Origin of the sequence: Vibrio ostreicida, from assembly GCF_013074385.2 — a bacterium.
Taxonomy (GTDB): Bacteria; Pseudomonadota; Gammaproteobacteria; order Enterobacterales; family Vibrionaceae; genus Vibrio; species Vibrio ostreicida.
In genome coordinates this window covers 318,859-345,104 of sequence record NZ_JABEYA020000001.1, presented here as the reverse complement: position 1 = coordinate 345,104, position 26,246 = coordinate 318,859, and the positions used below count along the sequence as shown (strand labels likewise).

Below are 26,246 nucleotides of genomic sequence, written 5' to 3'. Positions count from 1 at the left end.
ATTTTAGAGAGAAGCTTGTTCATAAGAAAGTCTTAACGCACCGGGAGCTCAATATCTTTGAACATTTTCTCTATCTCTACACTCGACTTTAGCGACAAAGCTTGCTCCACCACAGGTCTTGTCAGGTGAGGAGCGAAACGTTCCATAAAATCAAACATGTAGGAGCGAAGAAAACTGCCGCGACGAAAACCAATGCTGGTCGTACTCGCACCAAACAGATGACTGGCGTCAATCGCCACCAAGTCTTCATCTTGTTCTTTATCGATGGCCATGCTGGCAATCACGCCCACACCAATACCCATACGCACGTAGGTCTTAATAACATCAGCATCCGTGGCGGTGAAGACGACTCTGGGCGTCAAGCCCACTTTGTTGAATGCCGCATCTAACTCTGAGCGACCAGTAAAGCCGAAGACATAAGTCACGATAGGGTAAGCGGCCAGATCTTCAATCGACAGCTCGCCTTTCTGCGCCAGTGGGTGATCTTTAGGTACTACAATCGAACGGTTCCAGTGGTAACAAGGCAACATGATGGCATCTTGATACAAGTGTAACGCTTCGGTTGCAATAGCAAAATTAGCCGTCCCTTTGGCGATGGCCTCGGACATCTGTGTCGGAGTACCTTGATGCATGTGCAATGAAACTTTTGGGTATCTCGCGGTGAAGCCTTTGATCACATCAGGCAGCGCATAACGAGCTTGTGTGTGCGTGGTTGAAATATTCAAAGTGCCCATTTCTGGATGAGTATGTTCCCCAGCAACCGCTTTAATGCTCTCTACTCTGGACAGAATTTCTTGAGAGATACGTATAATATCTTCACCCGCTGATGTCACTTGAGTGAGGTGTTTACCGCTACGCTCAAAAATCTGGATCCCCAGTTCGTCTTCTAAGAGTCGAACTTGCTTGCTAATACCGGGTTGAGAAGTGTACAAATTTTCTGCCGTAGCAGAGACATTGAGATTGTGATTGAGTACCTCAACAATATACTTCAGTTGCTGTAGCTTCATTCTGCCCCCGGCCATCCTTTGTCAGTTGCTCACATTGAGCTAATTTGGTTTATAATATTTAGTTATAACGCCTCTTGATTGAAATTGATAGCCTATTTGGATAAATCGGTAATCTCACTTAAGAGCAATTTTAAAAATTAGATGACTTTTTTGTAATCTATGACTCATAATTCATTCATAGATCAGAGTTTTCATTAATATTTAGCGGCGAAAACATAATAATGTACAATAGGGTGCAGGGTTTCTTTGAAAGCGTGTATCCTTACTCGCTAGCCAACAAACATAAGATACGGAATTTATGAATATTGGGTTAATCATAGCTTTAGTTGCCATCTTACTAGTATTAGTCCTTGGCTATAACATTATGCTGCAGTACAAAGTCAAAGTCGAAAGTGCTCGCAAGCAGGAAGGGGCCAGATATCTGGCAATTATCGACGCCACTGAAGAGCTGATTGGGCACGCAAACAATGTCCCTTACAGCAAAGAGCTTTTGATCTGTCTTAACGGTCGGATTCTCGATTCTTTAGAGAGTATGTTTGAACTTGATCCTAAGAACAAACAGCTTGAACAACGCGTTGCACACGTTAAGCAACAAATAAAGCAGCTCAAGGAAAACGCTAAGGGCGGCGAAAGCACCGAATTCAAAACCCCATCGAGTGACAAACAAGCAATCGTCATGCTGAAATTGGTTAAACGCCTACGCGATACCATCCGCAGTGAACACAATAAGGGACGCCTCGATACCCAAGGCTACGTCGCAGAAAATGGACGCTTAGAGACGATTCAGGTGCGGATCAACATCGAAAATGTCATCAAAAGGGCCAATGATTCCATTGTACGTGGCCAGCCCGGAACGGCATTACAGCTCTTGAAAAAAGGGCTGGACGTGTTGAGTAACAAGAATGATAACTACTCCAACCAAGCCCGAGAAAAGCTACAACAGATGCTCGATGACCTTGAGAATAAGCGCCATTCTAAAAATGCCGAAGAACTTCATCAAATCGAAGAAGATCAGCGTAAAAATGATATGGACGAACTCTTTGGCGAAAAGAAAAAATGGTAATATAATCCCTTCAGCCATTATCTCAAAAGGCCGCAATTGCGGCCTTTTCTCTTGATTGAATAACTATGACTGACTTCGATAACTACGATTCTCTGCTTCTTCCTATCAACCGTTTTCTGCAATGCTCTACACCAGAATCATGGGTGGTGGAAGCACGTAAACCAGAAAACCTGAAGACCGTGTTGATGGATCATTTAATGTGCGAGCTGAAAGCTGGACAATCAGCAATGTATCTAATTCGTAAATACGCTGTTGATAAATCCAGCCAGCTCAATCTGTTGGATTGGTTCAAACCTTATGAAGACTTTGCCTATAAAAAAATCGGTTCTCTGGCGACGTTGAAAGGAAAAAGCGCGATTTCTAAATCAATCATAGCCAAATCAGAATCGATGTATAGCCAAAACCTGATAGACAAAATGGTCTTGCTCATTAAAGAAGAATTGCACCATTTTTATCAGGTGTTGGAAATAATCGAGCAACGCGGGCTAACCTACGAACCAATTCCCGCTGGCCGTTACGCAAAAGGGCTTTTAGCTCATATGAAAACCCATGAGCCTCAAACCCTAATCGATAAACTCATTATCGGGGCTTATATCGAAGCACGCTCTTGTGAGCGCTTTGCCAAGCTAGCGCCCCATATGGATGACGACATAGCTAAGTTTTATCTTTCCTTGTTACGATCAGAAGCCCGCCATTTTCAAGACTACCTGACTCTGGCGAAGGACATCGCGGGGAAAGACATCTCTCAACGAGTAGCGTTTTTTGGTCAACTTGAAGCTGAGTTCATTTCCAGCCCAGATAATGATTTTAAGTTCCATAGTGGGGCACCTGCCCTCTCGTGTTGACCACGCCATCGTATAAACAAGAGGCTCACGAGGCACAGATGTAAAGCCTCAGAGCCCCATGCTGATAACATCACGTGGTTAGATCAAAGATGCATTAATCTCTTTCAGTACCGCCGCTGGGTTTTCGGCTAACGTAATTGGGCGACCAATCACCAAATAATCTGCCCCCGATTGAATCGCTTCTACTGGTGTCATAATCCGTTTTTGATCACCCACATCAGCACCGAGAGGTCGTATTCCTGGGGTAACAAGCTTAAACTCTTTACCGAGATCAGCGTTCAACATCGTGGCTTCCTGAGCCGAACAGACAACCCCATCCAAGCCAGAGTTTTTTGCTAACGTTGCCAAGCGGCCGACGTGCTGTTTAGGATCCACATCAATGCCTATGCCTGCGAGATCCGTTTGCTGCATGCTAGTCAGAACCGTGACGCCAATTAACAAAGGACGCTCATTGGCATACGGTTGAAGAATTTCTCGGCAGGCTGTCATCATTCTTTCGCCACCGCTGGCATGAACGTTGACCATCCATACTCCAAGGTCAGCCGCAGCTCGTACGGCTTTAGAGCATGTGTTGGGTATATCATGAAACTTTAAGTCCAAAAATACCGAAAAGTCGCGCTGATGCAATTGTTTCACAAATTCAGGGCCGAATAAGGTGAACATTTCCTTACCCACTTTCAACCGGCACGCACTTGGGTCAATTTTGTCGACAAACGCCAGTGCCTCCGCTTGATTAGCGTAATCTAGTGCGACAATTACTTTTTGATCAATCATTTCATCTCCTACTTACACATGCCTAAAAAAAGCAGCGGGATCACCGCTGCTATTTTTTTGATTGGAACACCAATCTTATTCATTATTCACCATCAAGGCCACGTATTGGCTTAATGGTTCCCCACCCTTTGCATGACGGGCAGTGCCAGTACATCGAATGCGTAGAGAAACCACACTTTCGACAACGGTAATGCGGTTTGACTTTAAGTTGTTCGCCAACTAATTTTTGCAAGGTTTGCAAACTGGCTTTGGCTCGGCCTTCCTCTGCGTCGGCGAGATGGTAATCCATCAACCGATAAAAACCTTTCATCGTCGGGTTAATAACCAACTGGCGCGTCAACAGCTCTTGGGCTGAGCCAGCGCCATCATGCTGCGCCACCATCTGCGCCAGCATCAACTCTGCAGAAACCCCCGCCTTAGCCGAAATACACTGACGCAGAAAATCAAGCAACTCTTCTTCCTGACCAAGATGATGGTAGCAATCCGCTAGAATCGGCAATACCTCACTGATAAAATCGATATCCTGCTCGATGACCCTTTTCATATACTTGATAGTTTGCGCATAATCTTCAACGTCGAGATAATGTCTACCTAAAGAGATACTGGCACGCACACATTTGTCATCCTCGGACAAGGCACGTTTAAAATACTGAATTGCACCACTATCATCGCCGTCGGTTTTCGCCTGCAGAGCCAATTCACATAAAAAGTGGGCAATCGTGCTTCTCATCCGCTTTTTACCGAGCTTAACGAGTTGAGAGGCATATTGAATCGCTTTTGACCATTCACGGGTCTGCTGATAAATCGTAACCAGCTGGTGTAAAGCAGCTTCCTTATGATCCGGCTCACTAACCAACTGTTCGAAGATTTTTTCCGCACGGTCAAGGAAGCCAGAAACCATGTAATCTTTAGCGAGTTGCTGCAAAGCAATGTTCTTTTGGTCGACGGTGAGCCCTGAACGTGAAATCAAGTTCTGGTGAATACGTATCGCGCGGTCGACTTCTCCCCTCGAACGGAACAAGTTACCCAGCGCAAGGTGAGTATCTATGGTCTCATTGTCGACTTGAAGGAGTTCGATAAAGTGGTCAACCGCTTTATCGGACTGGTCTGACAAAAGCAGGTTTAAGCCCGTCACGTATTGACGAGATATTTGATTGGAATGTTTCTGCTTGTCTTGCTGGGCACTTCGGTTGCCCATGTACCAACCATAAGCGGCGGCGATTGGCAGTAACAAGAAGAGTATTTCTAGCATCGAGTAAACATCTACCTATACTGCTTATTTGGCGTTGACCTGTTGTTGCGTTTCACCCTCTCTTGGTGACAACTCAATCAGTTGCTTTCTTAACTTTTTTACTTGGAGCTGAGCACGCAAATACAAGCTACCAAAGATAAGCCAAGCCAATACAAAGCCAACAACAAAAACACTGCCCAAAAGGGTTGAAAGATAAAAGTCGCCTTGTGCCAGTAAGTAATTAAAGTTAACGACTTCTCGGTTTAGAGAGCCCAAAAACAACGTCATCAGAAATAAGACCAGCACGATAAGCGTTTTTATAATTTTCATATTGTGTCACCTATATGGAGATCTGCTGGTACGATTATGCAGTAAAACCTTAAAACAAACCATGGTTATCTGAGAATTTCGTTTCATAAAAAAACGGCATACCTTCAGTATGCCGTTTTGAAAAATGTGCTCAGCGATCAACTGAGATTAACACGCTCACGCAATTCCTTACCCGGTTTAAAATGCGGTACGTATTTACCGTCTAACTCTACTTTATCACCGGTCTTTGGGTTTCGCCCTACACGAGGCTCGCGATAGTGAAGAGAGAAGCTACCGAATCCACGAATCTCGATTCTGTCTCCATCCTCTAATGTCGAAGCCATATGCTCTAAAATGTCTTTAACGGCGTCTTCAATCTCTTTTGCTGATAGGTGGGTTTGCTCAGCACAGAGTCTCTCAATTAGTTCAGACTTAGTCATAGTTTCCCTCATAGAGTCATTCATCACTTATTATAGTAAGTAATACTAATTCCAACAAACACTTGCTATCAATTCTAGACACAAAATCAGGGGTTTGTGTAATTAATAATTATGATTTATGTGAGTGGCTTGTTGGGATTGATATTATAAAGATAGTCGTTAGCCACATAAAAAAGGAGCCTTATCGGCTCCTTTTCTTAATAAAACGAATGATTATTCGCCTTTAGCTGCTTTGAATGCGTCAGCCATTGCGTTACCGAACGAAGCTTCATCAGTTTTGTTCAGAGTCGCCATTGCTTCTTGCTCTTCAGCTTCATCTTTGGCTTTAACAGACAAGTTGATTACGCGGTTCTTACGGTCTACACCTGTGAACTTCGCTTCAACGCTGTCGCCAACGCTTAGGACTAGAGAAGCATCTTCAACGCGGTCACGTGATGCTTCAGAAGCACGGATGTAACCTTCTACGCCTTCTTCAAGCTCGATAGTTGCACCTTTCGCGTCTACTGCCGTAACAGTACCGTTAACAAGTACACCTTTCTTCTTCTCAGCAACATAAGCGTTGAATGGGTCATTTTCCATTTGCTTAACGCCTAGTGAGATACGCTCGCGCTCAGCATCAACAGCTAGAACAACTGCAGAGATCTCGTCACCCTTCTTGTATTCACGAACTGCATCTTCGCCTGTCACATTCCAAGAAATGTCAGATAGGTGAACTAGACCGTCGATGCCGCCGTCAAGACCGATGAAGATACCAAAGTCAGTGATAGACTTGATCTTACCTGTTACTTTGTCGCCTTTAGCTTGCGCTTCAGCGAAAGACTGCCAAGGGTTCGCTTTACACTGTTTCAGACCTAGAGAGATACGACGACGCTCTTCGTCGATTTCAAGAACCATAACCTCAACTTCGTCGCCAACATTAACAACTTTAGATGGGTGAATGTTCTTGTTCGTCCAGTCCATTTCAGAAACGTGTACTAGACCTTCAACGCCTTCTTCAATTTCAACGAAGCAGCCGTAGTCAGTTAGGTTAGTAACACGACCAGAAAGTCTGTGACCTTCTGGGTAACGCTTAGCGATTGCTACCCATGGATCTTCACCAAGTTGCTTAAGACCTAAAGATACACGAGTGCGCTCACGATCGAACTTAAGAACTTTAACTTGGATTTCGTCACCAACGTTAACGATCTCAGAAGGATGCTTAACGCGCTTCCAAGCCATATCTGTGATGTGCAGTAGACCGTCAACACCACCTAGATCTACGAACGCGCCGTAGTCAGTTAGGTTCTTAACGATACCTTTAACTTCTGCGCCTTCTTGTAGAGACTCAAGAAGCTCATCACGCTCAACGCTGTTCTCAGACTCAATAACCGCACGGCGAGAAACAACAACGTTGTTACGCTTCTGGTCAAGTTTGATAACTTTGAACTCTAGCTCTTTATTTTCTAGGTGAGCAGTGTCGCGAATTGGACGTACGTCTACTAGAGAACCAGGAAGGAAAGCACGGATACCGTTAAGTTCAACAGTGAAACCGCCTTTCACTTTACCGTTGATGATACCAACAACAGTTTCAGCTTCTTCGTAAGCTTTCTCTAGAACGATCCAAGCTTCGTGACGCTTCGCTTTCTCACGAGAAAGCTGAGTTTCACCGAAACCATCTTCTACAGCGTCTAGCGCTACGTCGACTTCTGTACCCACTTCAACTTCAAGTTCGCCTGCAGCGTTCTTGAACTGTTCTGCTGGGATTGCAGATTCAGACTTAAGGCCCGCATCAACAAGAACGAAACCGTTCTCGATAGCGACAACAGTACCTTTAACGATAGTGCCTTGTTGGAATTCAGTTTCGTTTAGAAACTCTTCAAAGAGTTGAGCAAAAGATTCAGTCATTTAGTTAATCTTCAATAAATTAAACGTCCACGGGTGTCCTACCACATGGGGTTATTAAATTCGCCAGCCATCATCCTTGCGACCAACGCTCTTACCTAGTAGCCTAAACTACTAGTTTAGATTCGGTATATTGTAGTGCTTTTTCAACCACTTCGTCGATAGATAACGTAGTGGAATCCAGCACAAGCGCATCCTCAGCGGGGCGTAACGGTGCCACCGGGCGATTACGATCTCGATCGTCACGCTCTTGGATCTCGCTCAAAAGGTGCTCAAATTTAACATCTAAGCCCTTGCCTTGCAACTGTTTAAACCGGCGACTGGCCCGTTCTTCAGCACTTGCATCAAGGAAAATTTTCACCTCGGCCTGAGGAAAGACAACGGTGCCCATGTCTCGCCCATCTGCAACAAGGCCACTCCCTTCACTGAAAGCACGCTGACGGCGTAATAAAGCTTCTCGTACGCGAGGTAGAGCAGCGATTTTCGACGCCGCCATACCCGTCTGTTCTTTACGTAACTCGCGCGAAACATCTTCGCCTTCAAGAATGACTTTAACCAAGTCACCCTCGGCAATAAATTGAACGTCTAAGTGAGAGGCGATCGGGACTAATGCATCTTCTGACTCTAAATCGACACCATGATGCAGCGCCGCTAAGGCTAATACGCGGTATATGGCGCCTGAATCAAGTAAATGAAAATCGAGCTTTCTCGCTAAAAGCATACAGAGAGTGCCTTTACCTGCACCACTGGGACCATCAACGGTGACGACCGGCGTATGAGACGACATGTTTTACTCCACATTGATTGGAAATTTTGGCCAAACCGCTGACCAATATTCGGCGTGAATTATAGTGGGATTTATCGCGTGACACCAGTCAGGATTGAAAGGAATAATGCAATAAATAGAGCGCAGGGCGCTCTATTTATTCATAAACGCAGACGACGGCGATTCTTTTCAACCAACCCCTGACCTACTCCTTTCACTAAGGTAAGATCCGAGACGTTGACAAAGGGACCATTCTTTTCCCGGTAGTGCACAATCGCCTGTGCTTTCTTAAGCCCAATCCCTGTCAATAGATCAGCAAGCTCAGTGGCACTAGCCGCGTTAATATTCACGGTAATATCAATACCTTCATATTTCGAATCTACTTCTTTTTCAACACCCACTTTTTGATCAGCCAGTGACATCGGCGATATGATTGCCACTATAACCATTACGATTAACCGTATCTTCTTCATTGTTTTCTCCCTTTTGACTAAACACTGAGTTCACAGCATAACGTAGACGAAGCACCAACCGAGGTGAGGAGAAATAGAAATGCTAGGGGCTGCAAAAGCAGCCCCTAGTGATAAACCAATCAATTACAGATATTGATGTTATTGGGAGATAAAGTACTGAATCTCTGTGTCCTTACGCAAGATACTCAACAACCCTGACAGGTTCTGTTGTGAGTTAACCTGAACTAATTGCTCACCGATTTGGCTATGATATTGCGCATCATTCTCTGACTTCACGTTTGTCAACTCAACCACTACAATATCACCATTCAAATCTTTAGCCTGAGCAAATTCGACCTGATTCTCTTCCGGTTTTTTCATCGAAAAGACAATATTAGCTAACGGTGAACTGCGATCAATACTTTCCTCAGCACCAAACTCAAGGGCATTTTCCGCCAGTAATGTTTGATCACCTTTCTTCAATTCAGCAACCAAGGTATCCGCCAATTCAATCGCAGTTTGCTCGCCTTTCACTTTTGCCAACGATGCTGTGACCTGGTCACGCACTTGCTCTAATGGCAAGACCGTTTCCTCACGAAGATCTTCAACACGCACAACAATTACATGCTCAGGTGCCACCTCAATAACCTCTGAGTTGTCTCTGTCTTCTTTTACGGCAGTGCTTAAAATCGCTTGCATTACGGCAGGCGTTTTCAGTAATTCTGGCGCTTCAGCCTGTGATACAAAATCAGTCGTATGGATTTCTGCTTTGATCACGTTGGCAGAATCATCGAGTGACTTGTGTGACTCGAAAGCCACTTTTTCCAATTCACTCTGAAGTGTATAGAATTTATCGACGGCTTGCTGATCTTGCATCTCTTGCTTAATCTCTGCAACGACATCGCCAAACGGCTTGACTTCAGAACGCTTTAATTCATCAAGCTTAATGATGTGATAACCAAAGTCGGACTTCACTAGAGCCGACACATCACCCGCTTTTTTCAGAGCGAACGCCGCCTCTTCAAAGGCAGGGTCCATGACATCACGTTCAATCCAACCCAGTGAACCTCCCTCTGACGCACTACCAACATCCTCAGATTTTTGTTGGGCCAGAGTGGCAAAATCAGCTCCGTTATTAAGCTCATCAAGCATCGCTTGAGCTTTAGCCTGATCATCACCTTCGACTAGGATGTGACTCACTCGACGTTGTTCTTGAGAAGAGTACTGGTCGAGGTGATCCTGATAATATTGATAAGCTTGCGTACCTGTGACCACAACAGATTGTTTGAGCTGTTGGGCAGAAAGCTCAATATAGGCAACTTTGAACTGTTCTGGACGGGTATACTGGTCCGTATTCTCAGAGTAGAAGTCATTAATTTCTTGCTCAGACAACTCGGCCTTGTTGGCAAAGTCTGATAAAGAAAGTGTCATTTTCTTTATTTCACGAGTTTGCGTCAGCAGTTTGCTCTGTGCTTCGATCTCACCGTCAAGTGAAAAATCGCTAGCTTGAACGGCCGTTAGTAACTGGTTGCGAACCAAATCTTTACGCAAATACTCCGCAAATCCATCTGGGGTATAACCTGCACGACGAAGCGTAGCCAGATATACATCTTGATCGAACTTACCCTCAACCTGAAACTGAGGCAATTCAGTAATCATTTTGCTGATCTGTGCATCACTGATCCTTAAACCAAGTGCCTCGGCGTGTTGCTCAAGCAATAAATCATTGACCATTCTGTCTAAGACGGATTTACGGAATGAGGCTACATAGGTCGGATCGGCGAGCAAATTAGAGAAGTAATCACCTAGCTGAGATTGCATGCGATTACGTTCATTTTGGTAGGCCTGTTCAAACTCATTACGCCCAATCTCACTGTTACCGACTTTAGCGGCAGGGTTACTTCCATCACCGACAAGACCACCAACACCCGTGAAAACAAAAGACAGGATAATTAATCCAAGGATAATTTTAACCGCGATGCTATTAACGCCCTCGCGTAATCGATCCATCATATTTAAAACACTCTCCACATGTAGATCGCACTTAACTCAACTGTCGTTAACACGATGTACGTTATAATTAAAATCAGATAGCGCGATAGTACCAGAAAAAGAAATGCGCATCAGTAGGATGCGCATAATTTAAAAAGGTTCTGACAAAAACTGCATTTAAGGCAATTTTTTAATTGCAAGCGTCTTTCAGCGCTTTACCGGCTTTAAAGGCTGGGACTTTGGCTTCAGCGATTTGAATTTCATCACCCGTTTTAGGGTTACGACCAGTGCGAGCAGCACGAGTACGCACACTGAACGTACCAAAGCCGACAAGTGCGACTTGATCGCCAGACTGTAGCGTGTCACCCACTGCTTCGATGAATGCATCTAAAGCTCGACCTGCTGATGCTTTAGACAGGTCTGCGCTTTCAGCAATTTTTTCTACTAATTGTGTTTTATTCACTGTGATTCCCCTTTGCGCCGCCCGTTATTATTTTGTAAAGACGGCATTCGTTCCATTTCAATTTAAAACTAACCTCAACCCCTTATATGACAAGGCCTGAAGCTATGTTGGTAACGTTAGCTCCCAAAAAAAACGCTGACAAGGCTTTTTGTGCTTATCAGCGTAATCTTTTACTTATTTTTGCTACACATCACTATTTTACAGCAGCAATTTCAACACCTGACGGGTCTTTTTCCAACGCAACTTTCAGGACATCATCAATCCATTGCACAGGAATGACCTTTAGGTCAGCGATAACATTGTCTGGGATTTCTTCCAAATCACGTTCATTGTCTTTGGGAATCAAGACGGTCTTGATACCACCACGATGAGCGGCGAGCAGTTTTTCTTTCAGCCCCCCTATCGGCAGCACTTCACCACGCAGCGTGATTTCACCGGTCATCGCGACCTCAGCTTTGACTGGGTTACCTGTCAAGCTGGACACAAGTGCTGTACACATTGCAATACCAGCACTTGGACCGTCTTTCGGGGTCGCCCCTTCAGGAACGTGCACATGAATATCACGCTTTTCATAAAAATCGACGTTGATACCCAGTTTGACCGCTCGTGAACGCACCACGGTCATCGCAGCCTGAATTGACTCCTGCATCACATCGCCCAACGATCCGGTTTGAGTTAGCTTACCTTTGCCAGGCGTTGATTCTGTTTCAATAGTGAGGAGATCACCGCCAACTTCCGTCCACGCCAACCCAGTGACTTGACCAATGCGGTTGCTGTCGTCTGCTTTGCCAAAATCGTGACGCTGAACACCTAAATATTCCTTTAGGTTGTCCATGTTCACGTTGACCGTTTTCAGGTTTTTATCCAGCAGAATGTTTTTAACCGCTTTACGACAGATCTTAGAAATTTCACGTTCCAAACTACGAACACCCGCTTCGCGAGTGTAGTAACGAACGATCCCTATGATTGCCGAGTCCTCGATGTCAATTTCCCCAGCCTTAAGACCATTTCGTTGAATTTGTTTATCAACCAAATGGCGTTTCGCGATATTAAGCTTTTCGTCTTCGGTATACCCTGATAAACGAATGACTTCCATACGGTCGAGTAAGGGGCCTGGGATGTTCATTGAATTTGATGTTGCGACGAACATCACATCAGATAGATCGTAGTCAACCTCAAGGTAATGGTCATTGAACGCATTATTTTGCTCGGGATCGAGAACTTCGAGCAGTGCGGACGACGGGTCACCACGCATGTCTGATGACATTTTGTCTATTTCATCAAGCAAGAATAGGGGGTTCTTAACGCCAACTTTCGACATTTTCTGAATCAGTTTCCCTGGCATTGAGCCAATATAAGTCCGACGATGTCCACGTATTTCTGCTTCATCGCGCACGCCACCCAAAGCCATTCGAGTGTATTGACGGCCAGTCGCGGCAGCAATTGAACGTCCCAGTGAGGTTTTACCCACCCCTGGAGGTCCAACTAAGCATAAAATAGGCCCCTTGAGTTTGTTGATTCGGTTCTGCACCGCCAAATACTCAAGAATTCGTTCTTTCACACGCTCCAAACCAAAGTGATCTTCATTGAGCACTTCTTCCGCTTTAGCGAGGTTTTTCTTCACTTTCGAGCGCTTGTGCCATGGGACACCCAACATCCAATCAATGTAGCCACGAACCACCGTCGCTTCTGCTGACATTGGAGACATCATTTTGAGTTTTTGTAACTCTTGATTGGTCTTTTCGCTGGCCTCTTTCGGCATTTTCGAGTCGACAATTTTTTGCTTAAGCGTTTCAAACTCGTCAACACCGTCTTCTGTTTCACCCAACTCTTTCTGAATGGCTTTCATTTGCTCATTCAAATAATACTCACGCTGAGATTTTTCCATCTGTTTTTTCACACGGGTGCGAATGCGCTTTTCCACTTGCAGCAAATCAATTTCAGACTCCATTTGCCCCATCAGAAACTCAAGACGGTCACTAACACCTAAGGTTTCGAGTACAATTTGTTTGTCTGAAAGCTTTAGCGGCATATGGGCAGCAATGGTATCCGCTAACCGAGCGGCTTCCTCGATGCCGTTCAAAGACGTAAGGACTTCTGGCGGAATTTTCTTATTCAGCTTAATAAAACCTTCAAATTGGTTTATCGCACTGCGGACAATGACTTCTTCTTCACGTTCGTCAAGCTGTTCTGTCAACAAATATTCAGCATCAGCGGTAAAGAACTCGTCTTCCGAAAACTGATGTATTTTTGCGCGTTGCTGACCTTCAACCAGGACTTTCACTGTACCATCAGGTAGCTTAAGCAATTGAAGAATCGTGGCAACCGTACCCACATCAAACAGATCTTCTTTTACAGGTTCATCTGTTTCCGCTTTTTTTTGCGCCACTAGCAGTATTTGCTTGTTGTTATCCATCGCCGCTTCTAAACAAGCAATGGATTTTTCACGTCCAACAAACAAAGGGATTACCATGTGCGGGTAAACGACTACATCTCTTAGAGGTAGTACGGGGATCTCGATACGTTCGGAACGTTCCAAGTTCATATTCTTCTCTCTTCCGCTTAGTCTTATGAGCAGTATATGGGGGCTAATTGGTTGGATTCAATGAAAGAATAAAAAAAAGGAGGTAAATGATTACCTCCTTATAATATTTAGTAATTTATGTGAATCTGGTTAAGATTCTGCACCAGCCGCTTGGTTATCTGAGCTGCTGTAAATAAGCAGAGGTTCAGACTCGCCATTGATAACAGATTCATCAATAACAACCTTGCTAACGTCAGTCATAGACGGTAACTCGTACATGGTTTCGAGGAGAACGCCTTCTAGAATAGAGCGTAATCCGCGAGCACCGGTCTTACGCTCCATCGCTTTCTTCGCGATGGCTCGTAACGCATCTTCACGAAACTCAAGTTCTGAATTCTCAATATCAAATAACGCTGCATACTGCTTCGTCAGTGCATTCTTTGGCTCGCACAAAATCTGAATCAAGGCTTCTTCATCAAGCTCGGTCAATGTAGTCGTAACAGGCAGACGACCAATGAATTCTGGAATCAATCCATACTTCACTAAATCTTCTGGTTCGACCTGTGTGAACAACTCTCCGACGGTCTTTGTTTCATCTTTGGAGCGTACTTCAGCGCCAAAACCTATGCTAGTACCAGTTGCAACACGCTGCTCAATCACTTTATCCAAGCCTGCAAACGCACCGCCACAGATGAACAAAATTTTAGATGTATCTACTTGCAAAAACTCTTGCTGAGGATGCTTGCGTCCACCTTGAGGAGGAACGGATGCTACTGTGCCCTCGATCAGTTTGAGTAGCGCTTGCTGAACACCTTCTCCCGAGACATCTCGAGTAATGGAAGGGTTTTCTGCTTTGCGTGAGATCTTATCAATTTCATCAATATAGACGATTCCACGTTCCGCTTTTGCTACATCGTAATCACATTTTTGAAGCAGTTTCTGAATAATGTTTTCAACATCTTCACCCACATAACCTGCCTCAGTCAGCGTCGTCGCATCGGCCATAGTAAAAGGCACGTCCAAGAAACGAGCTAATGTTTCAGCCAGTAGAGTCTTACCGCTTCCGGTGGGACCGATGAGAAGAATGTTACTCTTGCCGAGTTCAACACCTTCACTGGTGGTGTCTCCGTTGCGTAAGCGCTTATAGTGGTTATAAACGGCTACAGCTAACACTTTTTTAGCGTAATCTTGTCCAATCACATAGTCATCAAGATGTTCACGGATCTCTCTTGGCACGGGTAGTGCCTCAGATTGTTTCTTCGGTAACACATCTTTGATTTCTTCTCGAATAATGTCATTACATAAATCGACACATTCGTCACAAATATATACGGATGGACCAGCGATTAGCTTGCGAACTTCGTGCTGGCTTTTGCCGCAGAAAGAGCAGTAAAGAAGCTTACTACTACCGCTCTCTTTGCTTTTATCTGTCATTCGCTAACCTCTTATTAGCTTTCACTGTCTTGTTTTGAGTTTATATCAATTTTGACCAAATTTCGCCTGTATCTTTTAGCGATGTGGTATTACTCGTTGTGATGAGTCAAGACCGAGTCTACCAACCCGTACTCTACTGCTTGATCTGACGACATAAAGTTATCTCGATCAGTATCACGTTCAACCACATCAAGAGGCTGGCCAGTGTGCTCGGCAAGAAGTTTGTTTAACTTCTGCTTGATAGTCAAAATTTCCTGAGCATGAATTTGGATATCAGACGCCTGACCTTGGAAACCACCAAGGGGTTGATGAATCATCACACGTGAATTAGGAAGTACGTGACGTTTGCCTGGTGCACCACCTGCTAGGAGAAAGGCTCCCATAGAACACGCTTGACCCATACATACAGTACTTACATTAGGTTTAATGTACTGCATGGTGTCGTAGATAGACATACCCGCTGTCACACTGCCGCCCGGCGAGTTGATGTACAAGAAAATGTCTTTATCTGGATTTTCTGACTCTAGGAATAGTAGCTGTGCTACCACTAGGTTGGCCATTTGGTCTTCCACCTGGCCTGTCAGAAAAATGATACGTTCCTTTAGCAAACGAGAGTAAATATCGTAAGAACGCTCACCACGGGAAGTCTGCTCAACAACCATGGGTACCAACGCGTTTAGAATTGGCGACATTGCATTTTTTTCTTGGTAGCTCATATTCTTATGTCCCTAAAATAAATGGCCCGAATGATAAACCTCATACGGACCATTGTTAGCAGAATAGTTAACGTATCGTCAACCTTCTACGCAAGATATTGCTTATTGACCTTGCTGTTGGTTCATTAGTTCGTTGAAGCTTACTTCTTTATCTGAAACCTGTGCTTTCGCGATAATGGCATCAATGGCTTGCTCTTCAAGAGCAACGTTACGCATATTTTCCATCATTTGGGTGTTTTGCTCGTAGTAAGAAATCACTTCTGATGGGTCTTCGTAAGCCGTCGCCATCTCTTCGATCAGTGACTTCACTTTCTCGTCATCCGCTTTCAGCTCTTCAGTCTTGATCACTTCACCAAGTAGAAGGCCTACAACCACTCGACGCTTCGCTTGTTCTTCGAATAGCTCACGTGGAAGCTGCTCTGCCGCTTCTGGGTTACCACCAAAACGCTGTGCAGCTTGCTGACGCAACGTACCGATTTCTTGATCGATCAGTGCAGAAGGTACGTCAATGTCATTTTCTTTGACTAAGCCATCCAACGCCTGCTCTTTGATGCGATTTTTGACCGCTTGCTTAAGCTCACGAGTCATGTTTTTGCGAACTTCGGCTTTAAGTGCATCCACACCACCTTCAGCAACACCAAACTTAGACACAAACTCATCGTCGATTTCTGGCAATTCACGCGCTTCAACTTTGTTGACTTTTATAGCAAATTTCGCCGCTTTGCCTTTCAAGTTTTCAGCGTGGTAATCATCTGGGAACGTCACATCAATTTCAAATTCCATACCCGCTGTTTTACCAGCAATACCGTCTTCAAAACCTGGGATCATACGACCTGCACCCATCTCTAATGGGAAGTTTTCAGCTTTTCCGCCTTCAAACTCTTCACCGTCGATAGAACCGACAAAGTCAATCGTTGCACGTTTGCCTTCTTCCGCAGCGTCTTCTACTTCAGTCCAACCTGCTTGTTGTTTACGAAGTGTCTCGATCATTTCTTCCACGTCAGAGTCTTGAACTTCTGTCGTTGGTTTTTCAACAGAGATGTTCTCTAGACCTTTCAGTTCAACGTCTGGGTAAACTTCGAATGAAGCATTAAAGACGAGGTCTTCACCTTCTTTGGTGTCAACAGGCGCAAAAGTTGGCGCGCCAGCAGGGTTAATTTTTTCCTTAACAATGGCTTCGATAAAGTGACGTTGCATAACCTCACCCATCACGTCTTGACGTACTGCTTTGCCGTACATCTTCGCAACCATTTTTAAAGGTACTTTACCTTTACGGAAACCATCGAAGCGACGATTTTTAGCGATATTGCGTAGTTCAGCTGTTACCGCATCTTCGATATTAGCAGCAGGAACAGTAATGTTTAGACGGCGCTCTAGGCCTTCTAGAGTTTCAACAGTAACTTGCATTATTCTTTAACCTCAAAACTGGCTCAGACTGAGCTGAGCTTATGTGGCTACCCTACATTCTGAAGGCAGACCTCATGTTTGTTTGCACTCTATGAGTACAATTCGTAGATCGAGTATCGATAACTAAACCAGTCAGTTATCGGACTAATGAGCGATATCTTTCAAGCATTACCGCCAAAGGTATCTCCGATTAGCCTCAGGATAAAAATTCAGACGCAGCATTCTACCGACCTACTCGACAGCTGTCGAGCCGATCCCTCGCTTCTCTGAGTTATTCAACTGAAATCTCTGTCAACTGCTATAAAAACCATCAAATAGACTTGTTTAGCAAACAAGAAATGGGGTCGTTGATTGGTTTTTCAAGATAAACGGCCCTTTTTTCTCATTTAAATAGAAAAACTAGATCTAAGTCCGGTTTTGTAACGCATTTTCGTCATCCAATCAGACCCGCTAGGCATAAAAAGCCGTACTCTTTATACCCTTTTTTGAATCATTGGAAACATCATGTCACCTTTTCGCCGCGCCAATGGTTACCTACTGGTCGTGTATTTCGTGTGCATCACAGCCGGTTCACAGTGGGTCTGGCGTTACAACTATCAATCACTCCTTGAACAACATCAGGCTCAGCTGGACCGTTTTTCCAGCCATATCTCAGCTAAATTGGATAAGTATGCCCATCTACCGAAATTACTCGCCAAGGATACGGAGCTAATTTCAGCCTTACAACATTCGGCGAATGTCGCGCAATTGACATTGACCAACCAGTATTTGGGTAACGTCAATCGAATTATTCAAGCCTCGGATACCTACTTACTCGATAAATGGGGCAACACCATCGCAGCCAGCAACTGGCAATCTGAGGTCTCATTCGTTGGAAAAAACTTTGCCTGGAGGCCCTACTACTCCGAGGCAATACAAGGACGTGCCAGCCAATATTTCGCTCTGGGTTCTACCTCTGGACAAAGGGGGTACTACTATTCTTATCCTGTGACGTATGCGACTGAGGTCATCGGCGTTATTGTGATAAAAATGGACCTATCCGCCATAGAGGAAAACTGGAAAAGTAAACAAGACACACTCGTCGCCACCGACCAATACGATGTCATTTTTATGTCGAGCCACCCCCAATGGTTGTTTAAAAGTTTGACATCGTTATCTGCAATAGAGCGGAAAACAATCACCGACAGTCGGCAATATCTCAACACGGAAATCCAGTCACTTGGACTAGAAGGCGACCTTCTGACCAAGCATTCCGAGCTTAAGAATCCATCCAACGGCTGGATTCAGGGTGACTATTTGGTCTCCAGTCGCACTCTACCTACTCTCGATCTGACCATTCGCGTGCTGAGCGAAAAGATCGCACTTTTTTGGGCAACGCTCAGTTTTTCTCTCGTTTTGACAATGCTGTTTGTCATTGCTTTTTTGATGATTCAACTGTTCCACCAACGCTATTTGAAAAAGCTTCAGCTGGAACACATCCAGTCGGAAGCCACGCAGAAACTCGAGTTTTTGGTGATGGAGAGAACCGCTGAACTGCAAGCGGAAGTCTCCGAACGTCGCCGAACCGAACAAGCCTTGCGCCAAACTCAAGACGAGTTGGTGCAAGCGGCAAAACTGGCGGTTCTTGGTCAGATGTCGGCGAGTATCAGTCATGAGTTAAATAACCCACTGGCCGCTGTCCGCAGTTTCGCTGACAATGGTCGTCGTTACTTGGAGAACAATAAGCTGGATCGCGTCGATGAAAATTTGAGCCGCATATCAGCGCTGACTGATAGGATGGCTAAGATCAGTCGCCAACTGAAAGCCTTTGCACGCAAGTCAGAGACTCGCAATAAAACCGTGTTAGATTTAGAGCCAATTCTCATTTCCGCGAAAGATCTGGTTGCTCCTCAGATAAAGTCGTTTGGTGTCCAATTGGTATACCGTTGCACTCATACGGTTGGCGCAGTGAACATTAACGCCATCCAAATTGAGCAGGTTCTGATTAATCTGATTACTAATGCCGCTCAGGCCGTCGAAGCACAGTCAAACAAGTACGTAAGTTTGACGACCGAACAATCTGGAGACGCGGTGCTAATCTACATTGACGATAATGGTTCTGGTATCCCTGATGACCAGTTATCCCATATTTTCGAACCATTTTTCACCACCAAAACAAATGGATTAGGCTTGGGGCTCTCTATTTCACAGCAAATTATTCAAGCGATGGAAGGAGAATTGAGTGTCTCGACCTCGCCTTTTGGTGGTGCGCGATTTATTATCTCTTTGCCCAATGCTCTAACGTCAGATTGAATCAAGGACCTCGGATGTACGATGTATTTTTTATCGATGATGAAAGCGACATACGCTTGGCCATCGAACAGTGTTTCGAACTCGAAGACATATCCGCCCAATTTTTTTCGAACGCTGAAGAAGCATTGCTGGCCATAAAGCACCAAGGTATGCCCAAAGTCATTATTTCTGATATTTGTTTGCCCGGTCTGTCAGGAGAGAACCTGCTATCGTCGATCCTGTATCGAGATAAAGACATTCCCGTGATCCTGATTACCGGACACGGAGACATTTCTATGGCTGTTAACGCCCTAAGAAACGGTGCCTACGATTTTCTTGAAAAACCTTTTGCCGTCGAGCGTTTAGTTGATACCACTCGACGCGCTTGCGAAATGCGCGACCTGACTCTAGAGAATCACAAACTTAAACAAAGCCTTAAGGCTAGCCAAACTCTTGGGCCAAGGATCATAGGTAATGCCCCACCGATTCAAATATTAAGAGATACCATTGCCCATATCGCCGATACCCATGCAGATATACTCTTGTTCGGTGAAACAGGGACAGGTAAGGAGCTGGTTGCCCGCTCTCTGCATGAACAAAGTGCACGGCGCGATGAAAATTTTGTTGCAATCAATTGTGGGGCTGTCCCAGAAAGTTTGATTGAAAGCGAACTCTACGGGCATGAACAAGGGGCGTTTACCGGCGCGCAGATTCAGCGAATTGGTAAGTTTGAGCATGCACACGGAGGCACTCTGTTTCTTGATGAAATTGAATCCATGCCCATCCAAGCACAAATTCGTTTACTTAGAGTGCTTCAGGAACGTGTGATTGAGCGTATCGGCTCAAATGAACTGATTCCAGTCAATATAAGAGTCATTGCGGCAACCAAAGTTGATTTAAAGAAAGCCGCTGAGACTGGGCAATTTCGCCAAGATCTTTACTATCGTCTCAATATCGTGACTCTAACATTACCCGCCCTGAGGGAAAGGCGAGATGATATTGGCGCATTGTTTCATCATTTCTTGTTGGTCGCGGCGTCTCGTTACGCCAAATCCGTTCCGGCACTCCCTAACAATACATTGGCTTTACTGCTCAACCATGACTGGCCTGGCAACGTCCGAGAACTGCGTAATGCAGCAGAACGATTTGTCCTATTGGGCAACCTAACTCAATTGGGTGAAAGTACTGAAAGCCAAGTTGAGACATTGACACTGGCAGAGCAGGTAGCAGAATTTGAACGGCAGGTGCTGGAAAAAACGTTAATTGAATGTGGGGGCAGTCTTAAGTTGACCATGAGTAAATTGAGTCTGGCTAGAAAAACGCTTTATGACAAAATGCAGCGCTTTGGCCTCGACAAGACCAATTACAAACCTGACTGAGCGTTACCTGTCAAAACAGCCCGTCCCATGGCTGATGACGATTTTTATTAAGCATAGCGGCTACGCTCTTAACATGGCATCAAGCTGATCGACCAACTCAGCCCAATCCGCATCTTCTTCAATGGCTTCTCGCAAAAACGCAGCCTGAGAAGGTGACCAGAAAAAAGCCTCATGTAACACTGTTCCAACCACTAAGCCACTGTGGCTATTGACAAAATCTTTTATATTTTCATCAGAACTATCGAGTCCAAGTTGCTGAAATAAATCAGGTAACCCGTGTTGGTGCATTTCCATAAGAGCCTCACTCATAGCATTTTCAGTCTCGTTGTTCTCGATCAAGAACAACTAATAAAATTAACTATAGCCCCCTAATTCGTCAATCCGCAAAAAAAGCCTCACTTTTTGAGTGAAGCTTTAGGTTGGTTTCTCAATTGGATTACTTGGTGATGATCTCGGGTCCCATTAACGTCGTGGGCAGCCAGGTCGACACCCAAGGAACGTAAGTCACAATAATTAGGAAGAGGAACATCACCGCCACCCAAGGCAATGCGGCTTTAACCACCTGCATCATCGACATTTTCGCTACCCCAGCCGTGACAAATAAATTGAGGCCAACGGGTGGTGTTATCATGCCAATTTCCATATTAACAACCATCATGATCCCAAGGTGAATCGGGTCGATACCCAAAGCAATCGCAATAGGGAACACCAGTGGGGCAACGATGATGAGCAAACCAGAAGGCTCCATAAACTGGCCGCCAATCAAGAGCAAGAGGTTGACAACAATGAGGAACGTGATCGGACCAAGGCCTGCAGACAGCATCGACTCCGTGATCATTTGCGGAATACGCTCTTCTGTCAGCACATGCTTTAGAATCAGGGCATTCGCGATAATAAACAGCAGCATTATCGTTAACTTGCCGGCCTCAAACAACGTTTTCTTGGTGTCAGGATGAATAAAGGTCTGACACATTTTTATAACCGCTGGTCGGGTATTTTTCTTGTCGGCGAACGGCCCCATGTCTTTGTAGATAAAGTTAGCAATGAGGAAAGCATACACCGCCGCGACTGCTGCAGCTTCGGTTGGTGTAAAAATGCCTCCATATATCCCACCTAAAATGATCACGACCAACAACAACCCCCAACTGGCATCTCTCGCAGAGTCAACGATCTCCTTCCAGCCAACAAAGGGTTGCTTGGGCAATTTCTTTACGCGCGCAGCAATATAAATAGCGATCATCAACATGACCCCTGCGAGCAGACCTGGGATAACGCCTCCGAGAAACATACGACCTACCGATACATCGGTGGCCGCCGCGTACACAACCATCACTATCGATGGCGGAATCAAAATACCCAACGTACCCGCATTACAAATCACACCTGCGGCAAAATCCTTTGAATAGCCATTCTTGACCATCCCTGCAATCACAATGCTACCAATGGCAACGACCGTCGCGGGGGAGGAACCTGACAAAGCGGCAAACATCATGCAAGCGACCACTGAAGCCATCGCTAAACCGCCTCTGAACCAGCCAACCATAGCAATGGCAAATCGAATAATACGTTTTGCCACACCACCAGTAGACATAAAGCTCGACGCCAATATAAAAAACGGGATAGCAAGCAAGGTATAGTGACCAGCAAATGCATTAAATAGGGTTTGTGCCACTGAAGCCAACGACCCATCTGAGTGAATCATTAAAAACAAGATACTGGATAAACCAAGAGAGACCGCTATCGGCACTCCAATGAGCATGAAACCGATGACCATGATAAACAACAACCAAATATCCATGGATTAGTTCTCCTTATGCTTGCGGTTAGATTGCCGAGGTTCTAGCATGTCGCCAGCGTCTTTGAATTGTTCTTTGAGCGCATCCAATTCATCCTCAGCCTCATGGCCCGCTATCAGGCGGTCACGTTTACCTGTCACGATTTCAACGGTTATTTGTAGGAAACGAAACGTCATTAACGCCATGCCAATAGGCAAAGCCATATAGGGGATAAAACGGGGCAGCTTCTCATAACGCTCACCGTCATTGAGCCAGTCAGCGAGAAACTGCATCATCTCTGGCATTGGAATATCATCGGTTTCATACCATGCACGATCAGTGACAAACGGGTACCAGTAGTTCCACGAGCCAATCAGGAGCAGAACTGAAAACGTGAGACAGCACGCAGCGGCCAACAATGCATACACTTTTCGCATCCGCCCTGTCGCCATATTGATGATCACATCCACCCCAATATGGAAATGTTTTTTGACACCATACGAAGCGCCCACCAAGACCATCCAAGCAAACAAGAAGACGGTTAACTCAAGCGCCCAAAGAATATTGTCATTAAAGACATACCGGAAAATGACATTAGCAAAAGTAAGTAAGGTCATCGCGCCCAGAAAAAATGCAATCAGCGTTTCCTCTAAGGCATCCGTAACCTTACCCATTCGGGCAAAAATAGACTGTTCCATAAATTACTTCACTTTATAGTAACGACAGAAAAGCCCTCTAGGCCCTTGTGAGTGAGGCCGTAATCAGAGGGCTAGAGGTGGTTATTTTTGATTCGACGCTAACGCAGCTTCAATCAAATCAGACCCAATATCTTTTTCGAACTTTTTCCACACAGGTTTTAGAGCGGTCACCCACTGTTGGCGCTGCTCAGCCGTTAAAGCACGGACTTCCCCACCAGCCTCAATGATATTGTTCTTATTGGTTAGGTTCACTTGCGAAGATTCCGCATTGCGCTGCAAAGTGACTTCCTGAATAATGGTATTCAGTTGTTGACGCTGATCTGCGGGTAACGCTTTCCAGAACTCATTTGACGTCACCAATAGATAATCGAGAATGCCGTGATTTGTTTCAGTAATACCGTCCTGAACTTCAAAAAACTTCTTACCATAAATGTTTGACCAAGTATTTTCTTGACCATCGATAACTTTGGTTTGCAAACCACCATACACTTCTTTAAAAGACATTTTTTGAGGATTAGCATCCAGTTGCTCAAACTGAGCGACTAACACATCTGACGCCTGAACACGGAACTTGAGTCCTTTGGCATCTTCAGGTGTGAGCAGCGGTTTGTTCGCCGACATCTGCTTCATGCCGTTGTGCCAAAAAGCAAGGCCTTGTAAGCCTCGGCGTTGCATGGCATTTTTTAGCGTCTCGCCGGACTCGGAATTTTGGAATCGATCAACAGCATCCACGTCTTGAAATAGAAATGGCAAATCAAAAATGCGATACTTTTTAGTGAACTTTTCGAACTTGGATAGTGACGGCGCTGCGAGCTGTACATCACCGTTTAACAAGGCTTCGAGCACTTTATCATCATCATAAAGTGTCGAGTTAGGAAACACCTGAATACAGACTTTGCCGTTCATTTCTTGGTTGACACGCTTTTCGAGCAATGACACCGCAATTCCTTTTGGGTGCTTGTCTGTATTGGTGACATGACTGAACTTAATTACTGTTTCGCCAGGATCACAAGTCGCGGCCGCGCCAAAACTGGCAGTAGCCAGTACCGATGTTGCTAGTAAGGTCCAAGACTTAACCATTATTTTCTCCTTGTTGAATGAACAAACCATCATTGGGTATTGATTCATTTAACAAGGCAATAACTAGGCCACTACATCTTAAACCTTAATTATCAATTACTTAAACAAAAATTCATCTTGAAAAACAGTAATAAAATGGGGAAAAAGGCAGTCAATGACACATAGAATGTATCAAATGTGTCATTTTCCACCCATTTTTTAACATACCATTAACCTTCGGGATCGAAGTCAGCGTACCCGCTAAGATGAACAGCTTATCTCCATTTTTTTGCCCCACTCCGGCGGTAAATTGGCGTATTCATCATATTCAGGTTGCGCATCGTAAGGATGACGCAACAGCATCGCCAATTTATGCACTTCGCTAAAATCGCCCTCTTGCGCCTTTTCAATGGCGATCTGCGCCAAATAATTACGCAAGATATACTTGGGGTTTACCTGACGCATCTGTTTGCAGCGCTCTGTAGCATCCGTCAATTGACCGTCTTTACACCTTTCCTGATAGAGGGTTAACCAAGATAACGCAGCCTGACGGTCAATAAATAAATCCGTCACACCATCGGTATTTTTTTGATCCAATTGGGACAACTCACGCATAAAGCGCGTGTAGTCGACTCGATTTTGATGGAGCAGCTCGAACATTGACTGAAACAGCTGACGATCTTGATCTCGTTGATTGCCAAGCCCCAATTTACGACGCATCAACTGGCTAAAATAGACGCCCAATAAATTGTCATAATGAGAAAGCACAGACTCGAGATCGCCTTTATCAATCAGAGGCGATAGCGCATTGGCCAAGGCTGACAGATTCCACAAACCAATTCGAGGTTGCTGATTAAAGGCGTAACGTCCCCGATAATCCGAATGGTTACAAATATAACCTGGCTCATATTCATCCAAAAAACCAAATGGACCAAAATCAAAAGTTTGGCCCAAGATAGACATATTATCCGTATTCATCACACCATGGGCAAACCCGTACGCCTGCCACATGGCAATCATATAGGCGGTCCGGTCGACAATTTGTTCAAACATAGCAAGGTATGGTTTAGGTTTATCGAGGCATTGAGGCCAGTGCCATTCAATCACTTTATCGGCCAACACCTGCAACTCAGATAACTGGTTGGTATAAAAGAAATGCTCAAAGTGACCAAAACGGATATGGCTTTCAGACATTCGAAGCAAAAGCGCACCCACTTCTGATTTTTCACGATACACTGGGGTTTCGCTGGTTAGCATACCCAACGCTCGAGTGGTTGGGATGCCAAGTCCTGCCATCGCTTCGCTGCATAGATATTCCCTCACGGTCGAGCGAAGCACCGCACGCCCATCTCCCATGCGCGAATAGGGCGTAAGGCCAGCGCCCTTTAAATGTAAATCAAATACCGAGCCTGTCGCACTGGTTAATTCTCCCAGTAAGAGTCCTCGACCATCACCTAGATCAGGGTTGTAGGCACCAAATTGGTGACCTGCATATTTCATCGCCAGCGTCAGAGATCCATCCAGCTCACCACATAGCCAAGCTTTCAGATCCCCATCTGGGGCCTTTTTAGGCAATTGAAACTGCGGAGCAAACTCTGAGTTCCATATCACCCATTGAGTGTTATCCAAGGGCTGGGGCCGCACTAACGAGTAGAACGTAGAAGGCAGAAAACTAAAACGATGGGACAAAGGTAGCGATGACAGAGGAGACATAAACACTCCGGTAGCAAGTCTGATATCGCACAAGGTTACACAGATTT

The 26,246-nt window shown here is 45.0% G+C and carries 23 protein-coding genes; 4 read left to right on the top strand and 19 right to left on the bottom strand.

Going from position 1 to position 26,246, the window contains the following annotated elements:
* Nucleotides 1-32: 32 nt before the first annotated feature.
* The gene (cysB, locus tag HLM86_RS01565; protein ID WP_076585291.1) at nucleotides 33-1,007 is read right to left on the bottom strand and encodes an HTH-type transcriptional regulator CysB; all 975 of its coding nucleotides are present in this window, start codon (nucleotides 1,005-1,007) and stop codon (nucleotides 33-35) included.
* Nucleotides 1,008-1,305: 298 nt separating this feature from the next.
* Here cysB and HLM86_RS01560 point away from each other — a divergent pair, with 298 nt between their 5' ends.
* Together HLM86_RS01560 and miaE are read left to right on the top strand one after the other, a co-directional pair.
* Nucleotides 1,306-2,070, top strand: a complete 765-nt coding sequence (locus tag HLM86_RS01560) for a DNA repair protein (RefSeq protein WP_076585292.1) — start codon at nucleotides 1,306-1,308, stop codon at nucleotides 2,068-2,070.
* Between the two features lie 65 nt (nucleotides 2,071-2,135).
* Nucleotides 2,136-2,915 (top strand): tRNA isopentenyl-2-thiomethyl-A-37 hydroxylase MiaE, encoded by a 780-nt coding sequence (miaE, locus tag HLM86_RS01555; RefSeq protein WP_076585294.1) that lies wholly within the window; start codon nucleotides 2,136-2,138, stop codon nucleotides 2,913-2,915.
* 78 nt (nucleotides 2,916-2,993) lie between these two features.
* Here miaE and pyrF read toward each other — a convergent pair whose 3' ends face one another.
* The 13 genes from pyrF to tig form a co-directional block, all read right to left on the bottom strand.
* Nucleotides 2,994-3,689, bottom strand: coding sequence for an orotidine-5'-phosphate decarboxylase (gene pyrF, locus HLM86_RS01550; RefSeq protein ID WP_076585296.1), 696 nt, complete (start codon nucleotides 3,687-3,689; stop codon nucleotides 2,994-2,996).
* A gap of 82 nt (nucleotides 3,690-3,771) precedes the next feature.
* On the bottom strand, nucleotides 3,772-4,941 hold the full coding sequence (lapB, locus tag HLM86_RS01545) for a lipopolysaccharide assembly protein LapB (protein WP_076585298.1): 1,170 nt from the start codon (nucleotides 4,939-4,941) through the stop codon (nucleotides 3,772-3,774).
* 24 nt (nucleotides 4,942-4,965) lie between these two features.
* Entirely contained in the window at nucleotides 4,966-5,250 is a 285-nt protein-coding gene (locus tag HLM86_RS01540) for a LapA family protein (protein ID WP_076585300.1), read from the bottom strand.
* Nucleotides 5,251-5,387: 137 nt separating this feature from the next.
* Nucleotides 5,388-5,669: an integration host factor subunit beta gene (gene ihfB, locus HLM86_RS01535; protein WP_076585302.1), complete on the bottom strand. Its 282-nt coding sequence runs from the start codon at nucleotides 5,667-5,669 to the stop codon at nucleotides 5,388-5,390.
* A gap of 213 nt (nucleotides 5,670-5,882) precedes the next feature.
* A complete protein-coding gene (rpsA, locus tag HLM86_RS01530; protein ID WP_076585304.1) occupies nucleotides 5,883-7,553 on the bottom strand; it encodes a 30S ribosomal protein S1 in 1,671 nt (556 codons plus the stop codon).
* Nucleotides 7,554-7,656: 103 nt separating this feature from the next.
* Nucleotides 7,657-8,337: a (d)CMP kinase gene (cmk, locus tag HLM86_RS01525; protein ID WP_076585306.1), complete on the bottom strand. Its 681-nt coding sequence runs from the start codon at nucleotides 8,335-8,337 to the stop codon at nucleotides 7,657-7,659.
* A 140-nt stretch (nucleotides 8,338-8,477) separates the two neighbouring features.
* The gene (locus HLM86_RS01520) at nucleotides 8,478-8,789 is read right to left on the bottom strand and encodes a ComEA family DNA-binding protein (protein WP_076585308.1); all 312 of its coding nucleotides are present in this window, start codon (nucleotides 8,787-8,789) and stop codon (nucleotides 8,478-8,480) included.
* A 138-nt stretch (nucleotides 8,790-8,927) separates the two neighbouring features.
* On the bottom strand, nucleotides 8,928-10,781 hold the full coding sequence (ppiD, locus tag HLM86_RS01515) for a peptidylprolyl isomerase (RefSeq protein ID WP_076585310.1): 1,854 nt from the start codon (nucleotides 10,779-10,781) through the stop codon (nucleotides 8,928-8,930).
* 169 nt (nucleotides 10,782-10,950) lie between these two features.
* Nucleotides 10,951-11,223 (bottom strand): HU family DNA-binding protein, encoded by a 273-nt coding sequence (locus HLM86_RS01510; RefSeq protein WP_076585312.1) that lies wholly within the window; start codon nucleotides 11,221-11,223, stop codon nucleotides 10,951-10,953.
* 193 nt (nucleotides 11,224-11,416) lie between these two features.
* Nucleotides 11,417-13,768 carry an endopeptidase La gene (lon, locus tag HLM86_RS01505; RefSeq protein ID WP_076585314.1) on the bottom strand — a complete coding sequence of 784 codons (2,352 nt, stop codon included), beginning with the start codon at nucleotides 13,766-13,768 and terminating at the stop codon, nucleotides 11,417-11,419.
* 129 nt (nucleotides 13,769-13,897) lie between these two features.
* Nucleotides 13,898-15,181, bottom strand: a complete 1,284-nt coding sequence (gene clpX / locus HLM86_RS01500) for an ATP-dependent protease ATP-binding subunit ClpX (protein ID WP_076585316.1) — start codon at nucleotides 15,179-15,181, stop codon at nucleotides 13,898-13,900.
* Between the two features lie 89 nt (nucleotides 15,182-15,270).
* Complete coding sequence (gene clpP / locus HLM86_RS01495) at nucleotides 15,271-15,897, bottom strand: ATP-dependent Clp endopeptidase proteolytic subunit ClpP (RefSeq protein WP_076585318.1); 627 nt, start codon at nucleotides 15,895-15,897, stop codon at nucleotides 15,271-15,273.
* A 102-nt stretch (nucleotides 15,898-15,999) separates the two neighbouring features.
* Complete coding sequence (gene tig, locus HLM86_RS01490) at nucleotides 16,000-17,304, bottom strand: trigger factor (RefSeq protein WP_076585320.1); 1,305 nt, start codon at nucleotides 17,302-17,304, stop codon at nucleotides 16,000-16,002.
* Between the two features lie 504 nt (nucleotides 17,305-17,808).
* Between tig and HLM86_RS01485 the strand changes: the two genes are divergently transcribed.
* Together HLM86_RS01485 and HLM86_RS01480 are read left to right on the top strand one after the other, a co-directional pair.
* Nucleotides 17,809-19,596: a sensor histidine kinase gene (locus HLM86_RS01485; protein WP_170882123.1), complete on the top strand. Its 1,788-nt coding sequence runs from the start codon at nucleotides 17,809-17,811 to the stop codon at nucleotides 19,594-19,596.
* Between the two features lie 14 nt (nucleotides 19,597-19,610).
* Entirely contained in the window at nucleotides 19,611-20,954 is a 1,344-nt protein-coding gene (locus tag HLM86_RS01480; protein ID WP_170882124.1) for a sigma-54-dependent transcriptional regulator, read from the top strand.
* A 60-nt stretch (nucleotides 20,955-21,014) separates the two neighbouring features.
* Here the strand turns inward: HLM86_RS01480 and HLM86_RS01475 are convergent, their stop codons facing one another.
* From HLM86_RS01475 to HLM86_RS01455, 5 genes are all read right to left on the bottom strand, one after another.
* Nucleotides 21,015-21,248, bottom strand: a complete 234-nt coding sequence (locus HLM86_RS01475; RefSeq protein ID WP_076585977.1) for a DUF2789 domain-containing protein — start codon at nucleotides 21,246-21,248, stop codon at nucleotides 21,015-21,017.
* A gap of 142 nt (nucleotides 21,249-21,390) precedes the next feature.
* The gene (locus HLM86_RS01470) at nucleotides 21,391-22,752 is read right to left on the bottom strand and encodes a TRAP transporter large permease (RefSeq protein ID WP_076585326.1); all 1,362 of its coding nucleotides are present in this window, start codon (nucleotides 22,750-22,752) and stop codon (nucleotides 21,391-21,393) included.
* A gap of 3 nt (nucleotides 22,753-22,755) precedes the next feature.
* Nucleotides 22,756-23,427, bottom strand: a complete 672-nt coding sequence (locus HLM86_RS01465; RefSeq protein WP_076585328.1) for a TRAP transporter small permease — start codon at nucleotides 23,425-23,427, stop codon at nucleotides 22,756-22,758.
* Between the two features lie 81 nt (nucleotides 23,428-23,508).
* Entirely contained in the window at nucleotides 23,509-24,507 is a 999-nt protein-coding gene (locus tag HLM86_RS01460; protein WP_076585330.1) for a DctP family TRAP transporter solute-binding subunit, read from the bottom strand.
* 240 nt (nucleotides 24,508-24,747) lie between these two features.
* A complete protein-coding gene (locus tag HLM86_RS01455; RefSeq protein WP_170882125.1) occupies nucleotides 24,748-26,199 on the bottom strand; it encodes a protein adenylyltransferase SelO in 1,452 nt (483 codons plus the stop codon).
* Nucleotides 26,200-26,246 lie beyond the last annotated feature (47 nt).